At 51.7% G+C, this 18,692-nt stretch carries 15 protein-coding genes; 11 read left to right on the top strand and 4 right to left on the bottom strand.

All coding sequences use genetic code 11. The features are described 5' to 3' along the window. Positions 1-40 precede the first annotated feature (40 nt). Positions 41-1,090 (bottom strand): YeiH family protein, encoded by a 1,050-nt coding sequence (locus NA624_RS15520; protein WP_000137967.1) that lies wholly within the window; start codon positions 1,088-1,090, stop codon positions 41-43. Between the two features lie 120 nt (positions 1,091-1,210). On the opposite strand from NA624_RS15520, the gene yieE reads away from it, so the two are divergent. The 3 genes from yieE (at position 1,211) to cirA (ending at position 6,069) form a co-directional block, all read left to right on the top strand. Continuing rightward, positions 1,211-2,074 (top strand): DNA-binding transcriptional regulator YeiE, encoded by an 864-nt coding sequence (gene yieE / locus NA624_RS15515; RefSeq protein ID WP_000548316.1) that lies wholly within the window; start codon positions 1,211-1,213, stop codon positions 2,072-2,074. Positions 2,075-2,263: 189 nt separating this feature from the next. Then, positions 2,264-3,733 carry a lysine-specific permease gene (lysP, locus tag NA624_RS15510; RefSeq protein WP_000534999.1) on the top strand — a complete coding sequence of 490 codons (1,470 nt, stop codon included), beginning with the start codon at positions 2,264-2,266 and terminating at the stop codon, positions 3,731-3,733. Positions 3,734-4,077: 344 nt separating this feature from the next. Then, complete coding sequence (gene cirA / locus NA624_RS15505) at positions 4,078-6,069, top strand: catecholate siderophore receptor CirA (RefSeq protein ID WP_000488242.1); 1,992 nt, start codon at positions 4,078-4,080, stop codon at positions 6,067-6,069. A 43-nt stretch (positions 6,070-6,112) separates the two neighbouring features. Here the strand turns inward: cirA and NA624_RS15500 are convergent, their stop codons facing one another. Then, positions 6,113-7,435, bottom strand: a complete 1,323-nt coding sequence (locus NA624_RS15500; protein WP_000023806.1) for an MFS transporter — start codon at positions 7,433-7,435, stop codon at positions 6,113-6,115. Positions 7,436-7,467: 32 nt separating this feature from the next. Beyond that, positions 7,468-8,355 (bottom strand): phosphoserine phosphatase SerB, encoded by an 888-nt coding sequence (gene serB, locus NA624_RS15495; RefSeq protein WP_000022903.1) that lies wholly within the window; start codon positions 8,353-8,355, stop codon positions 7,468-7,470. Between the two features lie 216 nt (positions 8,356-8,571). On the opposite strand from serB, the gene NA624_RS15490 reads away from it, so the two are divergent. Both NA624_RS15490 and NA624_RS15485 read left to right on the top strand, forming a co-directional pair. After that, positions 8,572-9,939, top strand: coding sequence for an L-serine ammonia-lyase (locus NA624_RS15490; RefSeq protein ID WP_001550010.1), 1,368 nt, complete (start codon positions 8,572-8,574; stop codon positions 9,937-9,939). A gap of 4 nt (positions 9,940-9,943) precedes the next feature. Next, positions 9,944-10,333 carry a helix-turn-helix domain-containing protein gene (locus NA624_RS15485; RefSeq protein WP_000876817.1) on the top strand — a complete coding sequence of 130 codons (390 nt, stop codon included), beginning with the start codon at positions 9,944-9,946 and terminating at the stop codon, positions 10,331-10,333. Here NA624_RS15485 and fghA read toward each other — a convergent pair. After that, complete coding sequence (gene fghA / locus NA624_RS15480; RefSeq protein WP_000425479.1) at positions 10,322-11,179, bottom strand: S-formylglutathione hydrolase; 858 nt, start codon at positions 11,177-11,179, stop codon at positions 10,322-10,324. The two genes, NA624_RS15485 and fghA, sit on opposite strands and share 12 nt — an antisense overlap. Positions 11,180-11,508: 329 nt before the next feature. On the opposite strand from fghA, the gene folE reads away from it, so the two are divergent. From folE to mglC, 6 genes are all read left to right on the top strand, one after another. Beyond that, positions 11,509-12,177 carry a GTP cyclohydrolase I FolE gene (gene folE / locus NA624_RS15475; protein WP_001139611.1) on the top strand — a complete coding sequence of 223 codons (669 nt, stop codon included), beginning with the start codon at positions 11,509-11,511 and terminating at the stop codon, positions 12,175-12,177. Between the two features lie 14 nt (positions 12,178-12,191). Then, positions 12,192-13,334, top strand: a complete 1,143-nt coding sequence (gene yeiB, locus NA624_RS15470; RefSeq protein WP_001528497.1) for a DUF418 domain-containing protein YeiB — start codon at positions 12,192-12,194, stop codon at positions 13,332-13,334. Between the two features lie 149 nt (positions 13,335-13,483). Next, entirely contained in the window at positions 13,484-14,506 is a 1,023-nt protein-coding gene (galS, locus tag NA624_RS15465; RefSeq protein WP_000628634.1) for an HTH-type transcriptional regulator GalS, read from the top strand. Between the two features lie 498 nt (positions 14,507-15,004). After that, the gene (gene mglB, locus NA624_RS15460) at positions 15,005-16,003 is read left to right on the top strand and encodes a galactose/glucose ABC transporter substrate-binding protein MglB (protein ID WP_001036937.1); all 999 of its coding nucleotides are present in this window, start codon (positions 15,005-15,007) and stop codon (positions 16,001-16,003) included. 133 nt (positions 16,004-16,136) lie between these two features. Then, entirely contained in the window at positions 16,137-17,657 is a 1,521-nt protein-coding gene (mglA, locus tag NA624_RS15455) for a galactose/methyl galactoside ABC transporter ATP-binding protein MglA (protein ID WP_000535913.1), read from the top strand. A gap of 15 nt (positions 17,658-17,672) precedes the next feature. Then, the gene (gene mglC / locus NA624_RS15450; RefSeq protein ID WP_001275101.1) at positions 17,673-18,683 is read left to right on the top strand and encodes a galactose/methyl galactoside ABC transporter permease MglC; all 1,011 of its coding nucleotides are present in this window, start codon (positions 17,673-17,675) and stop codon (positions 18,681-18,683) included. Positions 18,684-18,692: the final 9 nt, after the last annotated feature.

The raw sequence follows: 18,692 nt of genomic DNA, 5'->3' as shown, positions 1-18,692 counted from the left end.
ACGCTATGATAACGGGTTAACAGGCGTGAAACGTAATAATTTATGCGATAAGGCTATGGATTAGGACGTTAATGGCGCCACCGCCAATAATCAGCCAGGCGAATAATGCCAGCGCCATCAGCAGCGGTTTCGCCCCCGCTTTTTTCAATGCGCTAACGTGAGTGGTCAGACCCAACGCCGCCATCGCCATCGCCAGCAGTACCGTGTCCAGCGTCACCAGCATATCCACCACGGCTTTCGGCAGCAGGTGGAAAGAGTTGAAGATCGCCACTACGATGAAGAAAATAGCAAACCACGGAATGGTAATTTTGCTTTTTTCCGCGCCGGTCGCCGGGGAAAGCTGTTTAACGCGTGCTGCCAGAATGATCAGGAACGGCGCCAGCATCATGACACGCAGCATCTTAGCGATAACTGCCGCATTTTCCGCATCCGGGCTAACGGCGTGACCCGCTGCGACCACTTGCGCGACTTCATGCATGGTTGAGCCGATATAGATGCCGTAAGTTTCCGGGCTGAACCAGTGCGCCAGCAGCGGATACATTACCGGGTAAAGGAAAATAGCGATGGTGCCGAAAATAACGACAGTCGCGACGGCTACAGTAACCTTACTGGCTTCCGCTTTTACCACCGGTTCTGTCGCCAGTACCGCCGCCGCGCCGCAGATACTGCTACCGGCGCCAATCAGCCAACTGGTGTGCCTGTCCAGACCAAAGACTTTTTGGCCTAAGAAGCAGGCCAGCATGAACGTGCTGGAAAGCGTTAATACGTCAATCACAATACCGCTAATGCCCACATCGGCGATTTGTGAAAAGGTAAGGCGGAAGCCGTAAAGGATAATCCCTAAACGCAGCAGATGTTGTTTTGCAAACAGCACGCCGCCGTCGCATTGTTTCCATATTTGTGGATAGACGGTATTCCCGATAACCATACCCAGCAGGATAGCCAGGGTCAGGGCGCTGAACCCCGCGCCTGCAACGGCAGGGATAGCGCCGCCCCACAGGGCGACTCCTGTAATGACGGCGCTCAGAGCGAGCCCCGGTATAAAATGCCACATTGTACGACGATGATTCTGCAAGGTGAGTTCTGTCATAACCTTCTCCTGTATATGGACAATAAGGTTACGGTGATCTGGTTTAAAAATAAAATTGATTATATATTTATAATTAATCTTTATAAGTGGTAAGTGAAACGCTATCGGTGGGATACGACTATGCATATTACGCTACGACAACTTGAAGTGTTTGCTGAAGTACTGAAAAGCGGTTCAACAACCCAGGCGTCGGTCATGCTGTCATTATCGCAGTCCGCCGTTAGCGCCGCGCTCACCGATCTGGAAGGTCAGCTCGGCGTACAGTTGTTTGATCGGGTGGGGAAACGGCTGGTGGTCAACGAACATGGGCGCTTGTTATACCCGCGCGCGCTGGCATTGCTGGAGCAAGCGGTAGAAATTGAGCAGCTATTTCGTGAAGATAACGGCGCGATACGGGTTTATGCCAGTAGCACCATCGGCAATTACATTTTACCCGCCATGATTGCCCGCTATCGCCAGCATTATCCGGCCTTGCCGCTGGAACTCAGCGTGGGAAACAGCCAGGACGTGATTAACGCGGTGCTGGATTTTCGGGTTGATATCGGCCTGATTGAAGGACCATGTCACAGTACAGAGATTATCTCTGAGCCGTGGCTGGAAGATGAGCTGGTGGTCTTTGCCGCGCCGTCCTCGCCGCTGACGCAGGGGCCGGTGACGCTGGAACAGCTTGCGGCATCCCCATGGATTTTACGCGAGCGCGGTTCCGGTACGCGGGAAATTGTCGATTATTTGCTGTTGTCGCACTTGCCGCGCTTTCATATGGCGATGGAGTTGGGGAATTCAGAAGCGATCAAACATGCGGTGCGTCACGGACTGGGGATAAGCTGTTTATCGCGCCGGGTGATTGCTGAACAACTCCAGGCGGGAACCCTGGGCGAAGTCGCGGTGCCGTTACCGCGCCTGGTGCGCACGTTGTGGCGTGTTCATCATCGGCAGAAACATCTTTCTAACGCGTTGCAGCGTTTTTTGAGTTACTGTGAATAAAGGTGAAGAGGAGGGCTGCCCGGGCGGCATCGCCATTTTTAGTATCCGCTTACGTATACGTTATTCTCTGCTTTACTTATAATCCGTGGCCGGTCATGAAGGTCTCTTATAACCGCGCATTTGTGTCGGAAGGATAGTATTTCGTCTGTTACAATCGCGCCTCATTTTTTGGATGGATAGCATTTTCACATGGGTTCCAAAACTAAAACCACAGAAGCGCCCGCGCTACGTCGCGAATTAAAGGCGCGTCACCTGACGATGATTGCCATTGGCGGCTCCATCGGGACAGGTCTTTTCGTTGCATCTGGTGCGACAATTTCTCAGGCGGGGCCAGGCGGCGCGCTGTTTTCTTATATTCTGATTGGTTTGATGGTCTACTTCCTGATGACCAGTCTTGGCGAGCTGGCGGCCTATATGCCGGTATCTGGCTCGTTTGCGACATATGGTCAGAACTATGTGGAAGAAGGCTTTGGTTTCGCGCTGGGCTGGAACTACTGGTACAACTGGGCGGTGACTATCGCTGTTGACCTGGTTGCCGCACAATTGGTGATGGGCTGGTGGTTCCCGGATACGCCGGGCTGGATCTGGAGCGCGCTATTCCTCTGCGTCATTTTCTTGCTGAACTACATTTCCGTACGCGGTTTTGGCGAGGCGGAGTACTGGTTCTCGTTAATTAAAGTCGCGACCGTTATTATCTTCATCATCGTTGGCGTAGCGATGATTATCGGCATCTTTAAAGGTGTCGAGCCGGTCGGCTGGAGCAACTGGACGACGGGCGATGCGCCTTTCGCTGGCGGTTTTGCGGCAATGATTGGCGTCGCGATGATCGTGGGCTTCTCTTTCCAGGGAACTGAGCTGATTGGTATTGCCGCCGGGGAATCTGAAAACCCGGAGAAGAATATTCCGCGCGCGGTGCGTCAGGTATTCTGGCGTATTCTGCTGTTTTATGTTTTCGCGATTTTGATTATCAGCCTGATCATTCCTTATACCGATCCAAACCTGCTGCGTAACGACGTCAAAGACATTAGCGTCAGTCCGTTTACCTTAGTGTTCCAGCATGCGGGCTTGTTGTCTGCGGCGGCGATAATGAATGCGGTTATCCTGACGGCGGTACTGTCTGCGGGCAACTCCGGAATGTATGCCTCGACCCGTATGCTCTACACCCTGGCCTGTGACGGTAAGGCCCCGCGTATTTTTGCGAAATTGTCCCGCGGCGGCGTACCGCGCAATGCGCTTTATGCCACCACCGTGATTGCCGGTCTTTGCTTTTTGACCTCAATGTTCGGCAACCAGACGGTCTATCTGTGGCTGTTGAACACCTCCGGTATGACGGGCTTCATCGCCTGGCTGGGGATTGCCATTAGCCATTATCGCTTCCGTCGCGGTTACGTGATACAAGGGTATGATGTGAATGATTTGCCGTACCGTTCCGGGTTCTTCCCGCTGGGGCCGATTTTCGCCTTTGTACTGTGCCTGATTATTACGTTGGGGCAGAACTATGAAGCGTTCCTGAAAGATACCATCGACTGGGGCGGCGTCGCGGCGACCTATATCGGTATTCCGCTGTTCCTGCTTATCTGGTTCGGCTACAAGCTGATAAAAGGTACGCATTTCGTGCGCTATAGCGAAATGCACTTCCCGGAACGCGTTAAAAAGTAACGCGGTATTCTCGTCATAGCCCGGATAGGCTTTATACCGCTATCCGGCACTGACTGCCTGAACCTGACTCTTCTAACCCTCTCATTCGAGAGGGTTTTTTGTTTTTTCGTCATGATTGGTTCAAATGACATAATTATTAACAATTAAATTGATAATTATTATCGTTTGCTTTATCGTTACGCTCGAAATCAGAAAGGATGAAGATTCGGGCGCGACCGTCACTCATGAGCCCGACTCGCCTGCATAAAAAGAGTTCGCCGTGATAACCGTTATCGCAGGCGAAACGTAATGCGTTGTGAGCGATAACCGATTTTTTTGTCGTATTTACCTCATGGAGAAATGGAATGTTTAGGTTTAACCCTTTCGTTCGGGTAGGGCTTTGTATGTCCGCAGTTACGTTGGCCTGGCCGGTTGCCGCGGCAACGGATGATGGTGAAACCATGGTCGTTACCGCGTCCGCCATCGAACAAAATCTGAAAGATGCGCCAGCAAGTATCAGCGTCATTACCCAGCAAGATTTACAGCGCAGGCCCGTGCAAAACCTGAAAGATGTCCTGAAAGAGGTGCCGGGCGTACAGCTCACTAACGAAGGGGATAACCGTAAAGGCGTGAGTATTCGTGGTCTGGACAGCAGTTATACGCTGATCCTGATCGACGGTAAGCGCGTTAACTCCCGTAACGCGGTCTTCCGCCATAATGATTTTGATCTGAACTGGATACCGGTTGACGCTATCGAACGCATTGAAGTGGTGCGTGGCCCCATGTCCTCGCTGTATGGCTCCGATGCGCTGGGCGGCGTGGTCAACATTATTACCAAAAAAATTGGTCAGAAATGGCACGGTAGCGTCACGGTTGACTCCACTATTCAGGAACATCGCGACCGTGGCGATACCTATAACGGTCAGTTCTTTGCCAGTGGTCCGCTGATCGACGGCGTGCTGGGAATGAAAGCCTACGGTAGCCTGGCGAAACGCGGAAAAGACGAGCAGCAGAGTTCCGCCACCACCACTACGGGTGAAACGCCGCGCATTGAAGGATTTACCAGCCGGGATGGAAACGTCGAGTTTGCCTGGACACCAAACGAAAATCATGACGTTACCGCAGGCTACGGTTTTGATCGCCAGGACCGGGACTCCGACTCGCTGGATAAAAACCGTCTGGAACGGCAAAACTACGCGTTGAGCCATAACGGACGTTGGGATCTCGGTAATAGCGAGCTCAAGTTCTACGGCGAAAAAGTGGAAAACAAAAACCCCGGCAACAGTAGCCCTATCACGTCAGAAAGCAATTCGATTGACGGGAAATACGTTCTGCCGTTAGCGTCTGTCAACCAGTTCCTCACCTTCGGCGGCGAATGGCGTCACGATAAACTGAGCGATGCGGTCAACCTGACCGGCGGTTCCAGTACTAAAACCTCCGCCAGCCAGTATGCTCTGTTCCTTGAAGATGAGTGGCGCATCTTCGAACCGCTGGCGCTGACCACCGGTATTCGTATGGATGACCATGAAACCTATGGCGATCACTGGAGCCCGCGTGCTTATCTGGTTTATAACGCAACGGATACCCTGACGGTGAAAGGTGGGTGGGCCACGGCCTTTAAAGCGCCGTCGCTATTGCAATTAAGTCCGGACTGGGCGACCAACTCCTGCCGTGGAGGATGCCGCATTATCGGTAGCCCGGATCTGAAACCTGAAACCAGTGAAAGCTGGGAGCTCGGCCTTTATTACCGTGGCGAAGAAGGCATACTGGAGGGCGTGGAAGCGAGCGTTACCACGTTCCGTAACGATGTGGACAATCGCATCAGCATTAGCCGTACCGCTGACGTTAACGCCGCGCCCGGCTATTCCAACTTTGTCGGTTTCGAAACCAATAGTCGGGGACAGCGCGTTCCGGTCTTCCGTTATTACAACGTGAATAAAGCGCGTATTCAGGGTGTGGAAACCGAGTTGAAAGTTCCGTTTAACGAGGCGTGGAAACTGTCGTTGAATTACACCTATAACGACGGACGCGACGTCAGTAATGGCGGGAACAAGCCGCTTTCCGATCTGCCGTTCCACACCGCGAACGGTACGCTGGACTGGAAACCGGCGCAGCTCGAAGACTGGTCATTCTACATATCAGGGAATTATACCGGGCGTAAGCGGGCCGACAGCGCAACGGCGAAAACGCCGGGTGGGTACGTGGTCTGGGATACCGGCGCGGCATGGCAGGCGACGAAAAATGTTAAACTGCGTGCGGGCGTTCTGAACGTGGGCGATAAAGATCTCAAACGCGACGACTACGGTTACACCGAAGACGGACGTCGTTACTTTATGGCGGTGGATTACCGTTTCTGACAGAGACTGGCGACAGCCGCGTTTTGCCGCTGTCGCCAGAATGTTATAACCGATGCAGCCTGGAGAGCAGCGCCAGCGACAAAGTCGTTAGCAGAATGGCGATTAACGCATAGATATAAACGCCCGACCACGCCCAGCTATTTTTCACCATAATTACCGGCACACCGGCCATTGCCGCGCCGACATAGCTGAACAATCCCCGAAAGCCGGTAATCGATCCCGCCGCATCCTTATGGGTCACATCCAGACAGCCGACGGCAAAAAGCATATGCGGTCCGTATAAGGCGAAGCCCATGATGGTGAACAGAATCGCGGTGAGGGTGTAAGAGGTATCCTGAACCAGCGGCACCAGCACGATGCATATGCACAGCGCTAACGCGAAGATTAATCCGGTCATCCAGCGGTTACTTTTGAACATAAAGTCAGACAAGTAGCCTGCCAGCAACCCACCTGCCAGTCCGCCCGCCTCAAACCAGGAAATAATCGAGTTCGCTTTTATCAGGCTCCAGCCGTGAACTTGCGAATAGTAAATCTGCGGCCAGTCGTTAAGGATGGTGCGCGCAATATAAACCGACATATCACCGATAATAATGATCCATACCAGTGGATTGGTCAGGATATATTTCACAAAAATCTGCCAGAAGCTCAGGTTGACCGGGCTGGCCTTGACCTGGGCCAGTTCCGTCGGGTCGTTACGCCACTGCCCCACGTTGGGCAAACCTAACGTACCGGGACGATCTTTAATAGTAAATAGCGCCACTATCCCCATCAGCAGCGAAATGGCGCCGGGAACATAAAATCCCATTTTCCAGCTACCGCTAAAGGCGATAGCAAAACTGGTCAGCAGCGGCGCGAGGCTGCCGCCGATATTGTGCGCCGCTTCAACGATAGCCCACCAGCGTCCCCGTTCGTTTTTCGAAAACCACGAGGCCATAATTTTCGCCATCGGCGGAAAGCTGGTGCCCTGTAAGATCGCGTTGAGACTGTACAGCACGTAGAATGCCGCCACGCTGTCGGAAAAGCCGAACAGAATATTTACAATCCCCACGCCAATCAGCACCGGGCCGGTCATAGCTTTCGGGTTAATTTTATCGACCAGCATCCCGCCGACAAACTTCATCGCGCCATAAAGAATGTAAAAAATAGAAGACATAATGGCGAAGTCTTCTGCGGTCAGCGACGTTTCCGTCAGCATGGCCGGCATCGCGGCGGAGAAGTTTTTACGGGTAAGATAAAAGACGGCATAAGAGATAAAGACCGAGGCGATAATCTCAAAACGAAATTTTTTATAGGTCTGGTCTATCTCTTTTTTCTCTTTTACAATCGGCTTATCGGGCTGGCTGAAAATAAATGTTTTTATACTCATTTTAAAATTCCCTTCCGGCGAGGTGAGTCGCGTTATAATTCATCTTCAATAAGAAAAAGAAGCAATTCGAAACCGTGATAATTAATCTGATGGTGGATTTTTTCCCGTACAACCGGCTTCGCTTTCCAGGCAATACCGGTGCCAGCATGTTCTAACATCGGCAGATCGTTGGCGCCATCACCGCAGGCAATAATATTCTCCGTGGCAATATTTAACCGGGCAGCCAGGTCAACCAGCGTCTGTTTTTTGTTTGCGGCATTCATAATCGGCAAGGTAATGTTATCCGTCAGAACGTTATCGCGTATTTCAACCGTATTCGAAAAGGCATAATCCAGTTGATACCGTTCTTTTAGACGCTGGGTGAATATATCCAGTCCCCCGGAGATAATCGCGGTTTTAAATCCTTTGGCCTTGATGACTGGCAGAATAGTTAACAGGCCTGGCGAAAGGGTCATGCGATCGCATACGGCGTTCAGCACTGCTTTCGGTGTGCCTTTCAACATTCCGATACGTCGGGTAAAACTGGCGTTAAAATCAAGCTTGCCCTCCATCGCCTGTTGGGTAATGGCGGTGATTTGCGTCGATATGCCAAGCGCGCGGGCAATTTCATCCACGCCTTCTTCCGCAATAAATGTCGAGTCCATATCAAACGCGATAATACCGTTAGCAGGCAGTGGCTGCGGCTTAATAAAAAAATCAAACTGCCATTGTAATGAGAGTTCGCGTAAATAGCGATAAAATTCAGGCGTCAGACATTCCGTTGGCAGCGTAAGCTTTAAATAAGCGGTATTGATAAGCGCGGCATAACGTTTATCAAATAATAGCGGAAATGGCATGGTGACGGCATCAAATAACGTTTCCTGTAATTTTTTCTGAAACGTATCGATATCCTGTGTAGTAATAAAATAAATAATGCTCATATGATAACTCCCTTAATTTACGGGTATTATAATGACTCTTTTGCGGCGTGGAATCTTGTGCTATCACAGATATCACAGCCAGAAAAGGGCTAAAAAAGCGTTGTTTTTGATACCAGGTAAAGTTCAGACACAAAAGGTATCACTTTTGATATGTCAACTGTGCGAGGATGTTATTTATTACTGAACGCGAATGACACTGAAAGGATTGATATAACGATGGAGAGTTGCCTTGATATATTCAAAATAGTAATAGGTCCATCCAGCTCACGTACCGTAGGGCCGATGCGCGCCGCCTGTCACTTTATTTCATTGCTCAGAGAACAAGAGACGTTGCCGCTAATTCGGGAAATAGAAATCGAGCTGTATGGCGCGTTATCGTTAAGCCGCAAGTGCCACAATGTGGATACCGCCCTTTATCTTGGGCTGCTGGGCTACCAGCCGGAGAATGTCGATCTCCGCTCGCATATGGCGGTGATTAAGCGTGCGGAAAATGAAAACAAAATCGAACTCCCGCTCTCCGACGCGGGCGGAATCACGATAAAAGTCAAGATTATCGCCAATCACCAGGCGCATCCAGGTCATCCTTATGCCATGACGTTTCGCGCCAGAGATGATTATTTCACTGTGTATGAAGAGACCTGGTTTTCGACCGGCGCCGGACAGGTTCGCAAACATGGCGAGCCGCTGACGTCATCGCTTCCTTTGCGTACAATGTCGCCCTTTGAATTTAGTCATGCCGCGCAGTTGCTGGCGCTGTGTCGGCGTAACGGCCTGTCTGTGGCGGCGCTGATGATGAAAAATGAGCTGTGCCGCCACTCGCCACAGACGTTGCAGAATTATCTGGCGCAAATATGGGACGTGATGCAGCAGGCGGTTTATCGCGGCCTGCATACTGAGGGGGTATTACCCGGTCCCTATCAGGTACCGCGGCGCGCCTGTGCGTTACATAAGACGTTACAGGCTAACCGTTCCGCCAGCGATTTTTTAACCGCGCTGAACTGGGTCAATGCCTTCGCGATTGCGGTAAGCGAAGAAAATGCCAGCGGCGGACAGATTGTTACCGCGCCAACCAATGGCGCGTGCGGCATCATTCCGGCAGCGCTCTGCTGGTATGATAAATTTGTCACGCCGCTGGAACCCGGTGCTCTGACCCGTTTCTTCCTGACCGCCGCCGCTATCGCGATATTGTTTAAACAAAACGCCTCTATTCTGGGATCTGAAGTTGGCTGTCAGGGGGAAATCGGCGTGGCGTGCTCAATGGCGGCGGCGGGCCTGGCTGAACTGATGGGCGCATCCGTGGAGCAAACGCTGAGCGCCGCAGAAATTGCCATGGAACATCATCTGGGATTGACCTGCGATCCGCTGGGCGGGCAGGTACAAATTCCCTGCATAGAGAGAAATGCCATCTCTGCCGTGAAAGCGATAAACGCGGCGACGATGGCGATGAGTCGCGTAAGCGAACCCTGTATTTCGCTCGATGAGATCATTGCTGCGATGTACGAGACCGGTAAAGACATGAGCGCTAAATACCGTGAAACATATCATGGTTCGCTGGGGAAAATTCAGCCGCGCAAGAGAGGGTAACAGCGTGAAATACAATACGATGAATAACGACGAGATTATCCTGTCGTTGTGCGCCCGCTTAAAGGAGACGCGTCTGTCTCTTTCGATGACCCAGCAGCAGCTTGCCGATCGCGCGCACGTTGGCATCGCCACCATCAAGCGTATCGAGAAGGGGGGAGGGCTCAATCTTGATACGCTAATTTCTCTCCTGCGGGCGCTGGATAAGTTGCATAATCTTGATGCGGTGCTGTTTGAATCCGAGCTGCGTAATTTTCACGAAAGTTATGAAGGCGGAGAGGGCAGCGGCCGCCTTCAGGTACGCCAGCAGGCCGCGGATTTAAATAATAAATCTTCCGCGCCGCAGTCGGAGGAGGTGAATTACAGCGCGGCGCTGGAAAATTCATTATGTTGGTGACGTCTCACGCTCGCCCCGTAAATACCGGGCATGAAAGCGCAGATGGTCCTCGATGAAGGACGCAATAAAATAATAGCTATGATCGTAACCGGGCTGGATTCGTAGCGTCATCGGCCAGGCGGTTTGCCGCGCGGCTTCCGCCAGTACGGCTGGCTGAAGTTGATCGGCGAGGAATTGATCGCTGTCGCCCTGATCGATGAGCACAGGAATGGCGTCCTGCGGCTGGCTGGCCAGCATTAATTCGCAGCTATCCCACTCAGTCCAGGCTGATTCATCTTCGCCGAGATAAGCGGTAAGCGCTTTGATTCCCCACGGCACGCGGCTGGGGTTGACGATGGGCGCAAAAGCAGAGACGCTGGTATATTTGCCCGGATTTTTCAGCGCCATGATTAACGCGCCGTGGCCGCCCATCGAGTGCCCGCTGATGGCGCAACGGTCGCTGACGTTAAACTGTGTCTGGATGAGCGCCGGAAGCTCATCGCGCAGGTAATCGTACATGCGATAATGGCTGGCCCAGGGCGGCTGTGTGGCATTGAGATAAAACCCGGCGCCGTGGCCTAAATCGTATCCGCTATCGTTGGCGACCTGTTCACCGCGTGGACTGGTATCCGGCATCACCAATACAATGCCCAGGTCTGCTGCGATACGCTGCGCGCCTGCTTTGGTGGTAAAGTTCTCATCATTGCAGGTCAACCCGGACAACCAGTACAGTACCGGAGGCGGTTCATTATCCTGAGTCGGCGGAAGAAAAATGCTGAATGTCATGGCGCAGTTTAGCGTGGCGGCATGATGACGCCAGCGCTGCTGCCAGCCGCCAAAACATCGGTGCTCTTCGAGCATTTCCATGCGGGGGCTCCTTTTATAGTGAACCTGATAAGGTATGCAGATTCTTCATAATACAGATTATTCACCGCGTTGTGAGTAACTTTCACTTCCGTAATACATAAACATGCTTCATCATTTAAATAACGTTGCGTTAACAAATATGCCCTTTGTCCTGCCATCATTCCCGCACCGGAAAAGATGTCATGAAAGGCAGCGACAATTTCAACAATTATGGGCGTGAATACTGGATTATGTGCGCTACCTCACGCACAATAATCACACTGTCACAATATTGACAAACTTTGCCCCATGCAGGGCAGAGGCGCCACACCTGCAGGAGAACACGATTAATGCCATCACTCAGTAAAGAAGCGGCCCTGGTTCATGACGCGCTGGTTGCCCGGGGGCTGGAAACGCCGCTGCGCCCGCCTATGGATGAACTGGATAATGAAACGCGAAAAAGCCTTATCGCAGGGCATATGACTGAGATTATGCAGTTGCTGAATCTCGATTTGAGCGATGACAGTCTGATGGAAACGCCGCATCGTATCGCTAAGATGTACGTTGACGAGATTTTCGCCGGCCTCGACTATGCCAATTTCCCGAAAATTACCCTCATTGAAAATAAAATGAAGGTGGATGAAATGGTCACCGTCCGCGATATCACGCTGACCAGCACCTGTGAACATCACTTCGTGACCATTGATGGCAAAGCGACTGTCGCGTATATCCCCAAAGATTCCGTGATCGGCCTGTCGAAAATTAACCGTATCGTGCAATTCTTCGCCCAGCGTCCGCAGGTTCAGGAACGTTTGACCCAACAAATTCTGACGGCGCTGCAAACCTTGCTCGGCACCAATAATGTAGCGGTATCGATTGATGCGGTGCATTACTGCGTGAAAGCTCGCGGTATTCGTGACGCAACCAGCGCCACGACGACGACATCGCTGGGCGGATTGTTTAAGTCCAGCCAGAATACGCGCCAGGAGTTTCTGCGTGCCGTTCGCCATCATCCATGATTAAGGCGGAGACGATGGAGCGTAATGTCACGCTGGATTTTGTACGTGGCGTCGCCATCCTCGGTATCCTGCTTCTTAACATTAGCGCCTTTGGATTGCCGAAGGCGGCTTATCTCAATCCCGCCTGGTACGGCGCGATCGTTCCCGAAGACGCCTGGTCCTGGGCGATTCTCGATATTGTGGCGCAGGCTAAGTTTCTTACGCTGTTCGCGTTGTTGTTTGGCGCGGGGCTACAAATGCTGCTTCCGCGTGGTAAACAGTGGATTCAGTCGCGCTTAACGCTATTGGTACTGTTAGGTTTTATCCATGCGTTATTCTTTTGGGACGGCGACATTCTGCTGGCCTACGGTCTGGTCGGGTTAATTTGCTGGCGACTGGTACGCGACGCGCCTTCGGTAAAAAGCCTGTTCAATACCGGCATACTCCTTTATCTGGTCGGGATTGGCGTGCTACTGCTGCTGGGCGTAGCATCGAGTAGCGAAACCAGCCGCGCCTGGACGCCGGATGCGTCGGCAATATTGTATGAAAAATACTGGAAGCTGAACGGCGGCATGGAGGCTATCAGCAACCGGGCAGAGATGCTGTCGAATAGTTTACTGGCGCTCGGCGCGCAGTATGGCTGGCAACTGGCGGGTATGATGCTGCTGGGCGCCGCGCTAATGCGTAGCGGCTGGCTGAAAGGTCAGTACAGTCTGCGGCACTATCGCCGTACCGGGATTCTGCTGGTGGCGTTAGGGCTAATGATCAACCTGCCTGCGGTCATCTTACAATGGCGGCTGGACTGGGCGTACCGCTGGTGCGCCTTCTTATTGCAGGCGCCGCGCGAACTGAGCGCGCCGTTGCAAACGCTGGGCTATGCCGCGCTGATGTTTGGCTTCTGGCCGCAGCTTAGCCGATGCAGACTGACGCTTGCCATTGCCTGCGTAGGGCGAATGGCGCTGACCAATTATCTGCTGCAGACGATCATCTGTACCACGCTGTTTTATCAGTTTGGCTTATTTATGGAATTCAATCGACTGGAACTCTTGTTCTTTGTCGTTCCGGTATGGGCAATAAACCTTCTCTTTTCCGTCATCTGGCTACGTTTCTGGCGACAGGGACCGGTCGAGTGGTTATGGCGTCAACTCACGTTGCGCGCGTCAGGATCGTTCAGATAACGATCTGGATCACATTCATTAACAAAATGGCTGTAACCGTTTCCATCCCTGTGATGTTTCTCACGCAGCCCTGGGCAGGGTGCTGACAAAATAGCCGCCTGCTAACGGGGCATTTGTGAGCATTTTTGAACTCAAACAGGGCAGTGAATATGATCACCATTCGTGATGTAGCGCGCCAGGCTGGCGTGTCTGTAGCGACCGTTTCCCGCGTACTGAATAACAGCGCGTTGGTCAGTCCCGACACCCGTGACGCCGTTATGCAGGCCGTCACTCTGCTGGGATATCGGCCAAATGCGAATGCGCAAGCGCTGGCCACCCAGGTGAGCGATACTATCGGCGTCGTGGTCATGGATGTTTCCGATGCCTTTTTCGGCGCTCTGGTGAAAGCCGTAGATCTGGTCGCGCAGCAGCACCAGAAATATGTTCTCATTGGCAACAGTTATCATGAGGCGGAAAAAGAACGTCATGCGATTGAAGTCTTGATCCGTCAGCGTTGTAACGCATTGATTGTTCACTCAAAAGCCTTAACCGATCGCGAGCTGAGCGACTTTATGGATCAGATCCCTGGTATGGTGCTGATTAACCGTATCGTGCCGGGTTATGCGCACCGTTGTGTCTGTCTCGACAATGTGAGCGGCGCCAGAATGGCGACCCGAATGTTGCTGAATAATGGACATCAACGCATCGGCTACCTGGCCTCCAGCCACCGTATTGAAGATGACGCGATGCGCAGAGAAGGGTGGTTACACGCGCTGCAAGAGCAGGGGGTTGCTGCGTCGGAGAGCTGGATTGGCACCGGCACGCCGGATATGCAGGGCGGCGAGTCGGCAATGGTTGAGTTGCTGGGACGCAATCTGCAACTGACGGCGGTATTTGCCTATAACGATAATATGGCGGCGGGCGCGCTGACGGCGTTAAAAGATAACGGCATCGCCATTCCCTTGCATCTGTCTGTCATCGGTTTCGATGATATCCCTATTGCTCGTTATACCGATCCTCAGTTGACTACCGTGCGCTATCCTATTGCTTCTATGGCGAAAATCGCGACCGAGCTGGCGTTACAGGGGGCCGCAGGCACCCTGGATATCACGGCGACGCACTGCTTCATGCCGACCCTGGTACGGCGCCATTCGGTGGCGTGGCGACAGAATGCGGTACTGATCACTAACTGATTACGCACCGCATGTAACCGTTTTCAATCTGTGAGTAAATTCACAGTTTATTAACATTGTGATAGCTATGATGACAACGTTTGTCGCACTGTAACTAATGTGTAACAGTTAGTTGTCAGTTTTGCTGGGGTATTTCGCTTATAAAAACCGTTATCACAATATCCCGCGACTACCGGACAAAAATAAAGAGTTGAATAAGAGCCTATCCCATTAGGGCTATTTTACTTGCCATTTTGGACCTGGGCAGTGCTCGCCAAAACGCGTTAGCGTTTTGAACGCCGCTAGCGGCGGCCCGAAGGGCGAGCGTAGCGAGTCAAACCTCACGTACTACGTGTACGCTCCGGTTTTTGCGCGCTGTCCGTGTCCAAACTGGCTGCGCCAATAACGCCTGGTGGGATAGGCTCTAAATACGCTTCGGCGTTCAGTAACACGCGTTAACGTGCTGAACAGCCGGGCATTTTTTTACGCTATACCCTACATAATAAAACCGGAGCTACCATGAATAAGAAGGTACTGACCCTTTCTGCCGTGATGGCAAGTCTGTTATTCGGCGCGCACGCGCACGCGGCTGATACTCGTATTGGCGTGACGATTTATAAATATGACGATAACTTTATGTCCGTGGTGCGTAAGGCTATTGAAAAAGATGGCAAATCCGCGCCGGATGTTCAGCTACTGATGAATGACTCGCAAAACGATCAGTCCAAACAGAATGATCAAATTGACGTTTTATTGGCGAAAGGGGTTAAAGCTCTGGCGATTAACCTGGTCGACCCGGCAGCCGCCGGTACGGTGATTGAGAAAGCGCGCGGGCAAAATGTGCCGGTGGTGTTCTTTAACAAAGAGCCTTCCCGCAAAGCGCTGGACAGCTATGACAAGGCGTATTATGTCGGGACTGACTCTAAAGAATCCGGTGTGATTCAGGGCGACTTGATTGCCAAACACTGGCAGGCGAATCAGGGTTGGGATCTGAATAAAGACGGTAAAATTCAGTATGTTCTGCTGAAAGGCGAGCCGGGGCACCCGGATGCGGAAGCCCGTACGACGTATGTGGTGAAAGAGTTAAATGCTAAAGGTATTCAGACCGAGCAACTGGCGTTAGACACCGCCATGTGGGATACCGCGCAGGCAAAAGATAAGATGGATGCCTGGCTGTCTGGCCCGAACGCTAACAAGATTGAAGTGGTTATCGCGAATAACGATGCGATGGCGATGGGCGCGGTAGAGGCGCTGAAAGCGCATAATAAATCGTCGATTCCGGTCTTTGGCGTCGATGCGTTACCGGAAGCTTTGGCGCTGGTGAAATCGGGCGCGATGGCCGGTACGGTACTGAATGACGCCAACAATCAGGCGAAAGCGACATTCGATCTGGCGAAAAACCTCGCCGAAGGCAAGGGCGCGGCTGACGGCACCAACTGGAAGATTGAGAATAAAATCGTGCGCGTGCCTTATGTCGGCGTGGACAAAGACAATCTGAGCGAATTTACCCAAAAATAACTTTTCCGTCTGTGGGCGCAATTTTGTTGCGCCCTGAAACCGTGGAAGGGTGACGCGCCGCGGACCGGATAACGTATTTCTTTTGCCATCCGGCGCGGATAGTCATAATTAAAAAGGCCGACAGGGTATCATTATGGGCAGCACGATCTCTCCGTCGTCGGGTGAATATTTGTTGGAAATGCGTGGCATTAACAAATCATTTCCCGGCGTGAAAGCGCTTGATAATGTCAACTTAAACGTTCGTCCGCACTCTATTCATGCATTAATGGGCGAAAACGGCGCAGGCAAATCAACATTATTAAAATGTCTTTTCGGTATTTATCAAAAAGATTCCGGCAGCATTGTATTTCAGGGGAAAGAAGTGGACTTCCATTCGGCGAAAGAAGCGCTGGAGAATGGGATTTCGATGGTACACCAGGAGTTAAACCTGGTATTACAACGTTCGGTCATGGATAACATGTGGCTGGGACGTTATCCCACCAAAGGTATGTTTGTCGACCAGGATAAAATGTACCAGGATACCAAAGCGATATTTGATGAACTGGATATCGATATTGACCCACGTGCGCGCGTAGGAACGTTATCCGTTTCGCAAATGCAGATGATCGAAATTGCGAAGGCGTTTTCCTATAACGCTAAGATCGTTATTATGGATGAACCGACCTCATCGTTAACTGAGAAAGAGGTTAATCATCTGTTCACCATTATTCGCAAGCTGAAAGAACGCGGCTGCGGCATTGTTTATATCTCGCATAAAATGGAAGAAATTTTTCAATTGTGCGATGAAATTACTATCTTGCGCGACGGTCAGTGGATTGCCACCCAGCCGCTGGAAGGGCTGGATATGGATAAGATCATTGCGATGATGGTCGGGCGTTCCCTGAACCAGCGCTTTCCGGATAAAGAAAATAAGCCGGGCGACGTGATTCTGGAGGTCCGTCACCTGACCTCGCTGCGCCAGCCTTCCATTCGCGATGTCTCCTTTGATTTGCACAAGGGCGAAATTCTGGGCATTGCCGGTCTGGTTGGGGCAAAGCGTACCGATATCGTCGAAACGCTGTTTGGCATTCGTGAGAAGTCGTCCGGGACAATCACTTTACATGGCAAGAAAATTAATAATCACACTGCGAACGAAGCGATTAACCACGGTTTTGCGCTGGTGACGGAGGAGCGTCGTTCCACCGGAATTTACGCCTATCTGGATATCGGATTTAACTCATTAATTTCGAATATCCGTAATTATAAAAATAAAGTGGGGTTACTGGATAATTCCCGGATGAAAAGCGACACCCAATGGGTCATTGATTCCATGCGGGTAAAAACGCCGGGGCATCGCACGCAAATTGGTTCGCTTTCCGGCGGCAATCAGCAAAAGGTGATCATTGGTCGTTGGCTATTAACGCAGCCGGAAATATTAATGCTGGACGAACCGACCCGCGGCATTGATGTCGGCGCAAAGTTTGAAATTTATCAGCTTATTGCGGAACTGGCGAAAAAAGGCAAGGGGATCATCATTATCTCTTCTGAAATGCCGGAGCTGTTAGGGATTACCGATCGTATCCTGGTGATGAGTAACGGTCTCGTTTCCGGCATTGTCGATACTAAAACAACAACGCAAAACGAAATTTTGCGTCTTGCTTCTTTGCACCTTTAAGATCAGGGGCTCCTTATGAGTGCGTTAAACAAGAAAAGCTTTTTGACCTGGCTGAAAGAAGGCGGAATTTACGTCGTTCTTTTAGTGTTGCTGGCGATTATTATTTTCCAGGACCCGACTTTTTTAAGTTTGCTGAATTTAAGTAATATTCTGACGCAATCTTCGGTACGTATTATTATCGCGCTGGGCGTGGCGGGACTCATCGTCACCCAGGGGACAGACCTGTCGGCGGGGCGTCAGGTAGGGCTGGCGGCGGTCGTGGCGGCCACATTACTGCAATCAATGGAAAACGCCAATAAAGTGTTTCCGGAAATGGCGACCATGCCGATTGCGCTGGTTATCCTGATTGTCTGCGCGATTGGCGCGGTGATTGGCCTGGTGAACGGCATCATTATTGCTTACCTGAACGTGACACCGTTTATTACCACGCTTGGCACGATGATTATCGTTTATGGGATCAACTCCCTTTACTATGACTTTGTTGGCGCTTCGCCCATTTCCGGCTTTGACAGCGGCTTTTCCACCTTTGCGCAGGGCTTTGTGGCGATGGGCAGTTTCCGGCTCTCCTACATCACTTTTTACGCCCTGATTGCGGTAGCGTTTGTCTGGGTGCTGTGGAATAAGACCCGTTTTGGTAAAAACATTTTTGCTATTGGCGGCAACCCGGAAGCGGCAAAAGTTTCTGGAGTAAACGTGGCGCTGAACCTGCTGATGATTTATGCGCTCTCCGGCGTGTTTTATGCCTTCGGCGGCTTACTGGAAGCTGGGCGTATTGGTTCTGCCACCAACAACCTCGGCTTTATGTATGAACTGGATGCGATTGCCGCGTGCGTTGTCGGGGGCGTATCGTTTAGCGGAGGAGTGGGTACGGTCTTCGGCGTGGTGACCGGCGTCATTATCTTTACCGTCATCAACTACGGCCTGACCTATATCGGGGTAAACCCGTACTGGCAGTACATTATCAAAGGCGGAATTATCATTTTCGCCGTGGCGCTGGACTCGCTGAAATACGCGCGTAAGAAGTAGTTATCCAGA

Source organism: Salmonella sp. NW38, from assembly GCF_051807745.1.
In the GTDB taxonomy this organism is placed as follows: Bacteria; Pseudomonadota; Gammaproteobacteria; order Enterobacterales; family Enterobacteriaceae; genus Salmonella; species Salmonella enterica.
The sequence above is the reverse complement of the archived record's forward strand: the minus strand, read 5'-3'. Positions and strand labels throughout refer to the sequence as shown.

Bases quoted from the DNA above. Each gene is read 5' to 3' on its own strand.
- yieE (WP_000548316.1), top strand. From the start codon at position 1,211: ATGCATATTACGCTACGACAACTTGAAGTGTTTGCTGAAGTACTGAAA.
- mglA (WP_000535913.1), top strand. From the start codon at position 16,137: ATGGGCAGCACGATCTCTCCGTCGTCGGGTGAATATTTGTTGGAAATG.
- serB (WP_000022903.1), bottom strand. From the start codon at position 8,355: ATGAGCATTATTTATTTTATTACTACACAGGATATCGATACGTTTCAG.
- lysP (WP_000534999.1), top strand. From the start codon at position 2,264: ATGGGTTCCAAAACTAAAACCACAGAAGCGCCCGCGCTACGTCGCGAA.
- fghA (WP_000425479.1), bottom strand. From the start codon at position 11,179: ATGGAAATGCTCGAAGAGCACCGATGTTTTGGCGGCTGGCAGCAGCGC.
- NA624_RS15520 (WP_000137967.1), bottom strand. From the start codon at position 1,090: ATGACAGAACTCACCTTGCAGAATCATCGTCGTACAATGTGGCATTTT.
- mglB (WP_001036937.1), top strand. From the start codon at position 15,005: ATGAATAAGAAGGTACTGACCCTTTCTGCCGTGATGGCAAGTCTGTTA.
- NA624_RS15500 (WP_000023806.1), bottom strand. From the start codon at position 7,435: ATGAGTATAAAAACATTTATTTTCAGCCAGCCCGATAAGCCGATTGTA.
- cirA (WP_000488242.1), top strand. From the start codon at position 4,078: ATGTTTAGGTTTAACCCTTTCGTTCGGGTAGGGCTTTGTATGTCCGCA.
- mglC (WP_001275101.1), top strand. From the start codon at position 17,673: ATGAGTGCGTTAAACAAGAAAAGCTTTTTGACCTGGCTGAAAGAAGGC.
- folE (WP_001139611.1), top strand. From the start codon at position 11,509: ATGCCATCACTCAGTAAAGAAGCGGCCCTGGTTCATGACGCGCTGGTT.
- galS (WP_000628634.1), top strand. From the start codon at position 13,484: ATGATCACCATTCGTGATGTAGCGCGCCAGGCTGGCGTGTCTGTAGCG.
- NA624_RS15490 (WP_001550010.1), top strand. From the start codon at position 8,572: ATGGAGAGTTGCCTTGATATATTCAAAATAGTAATAGGTCCATCCAGC.
- yeiB (WP_001528497.1), top strand. From the start codon at position 12,192: ATGGAGCGTAATGTCACGCTGGATTTTGTACGTGGCGTCGCCATCCTC.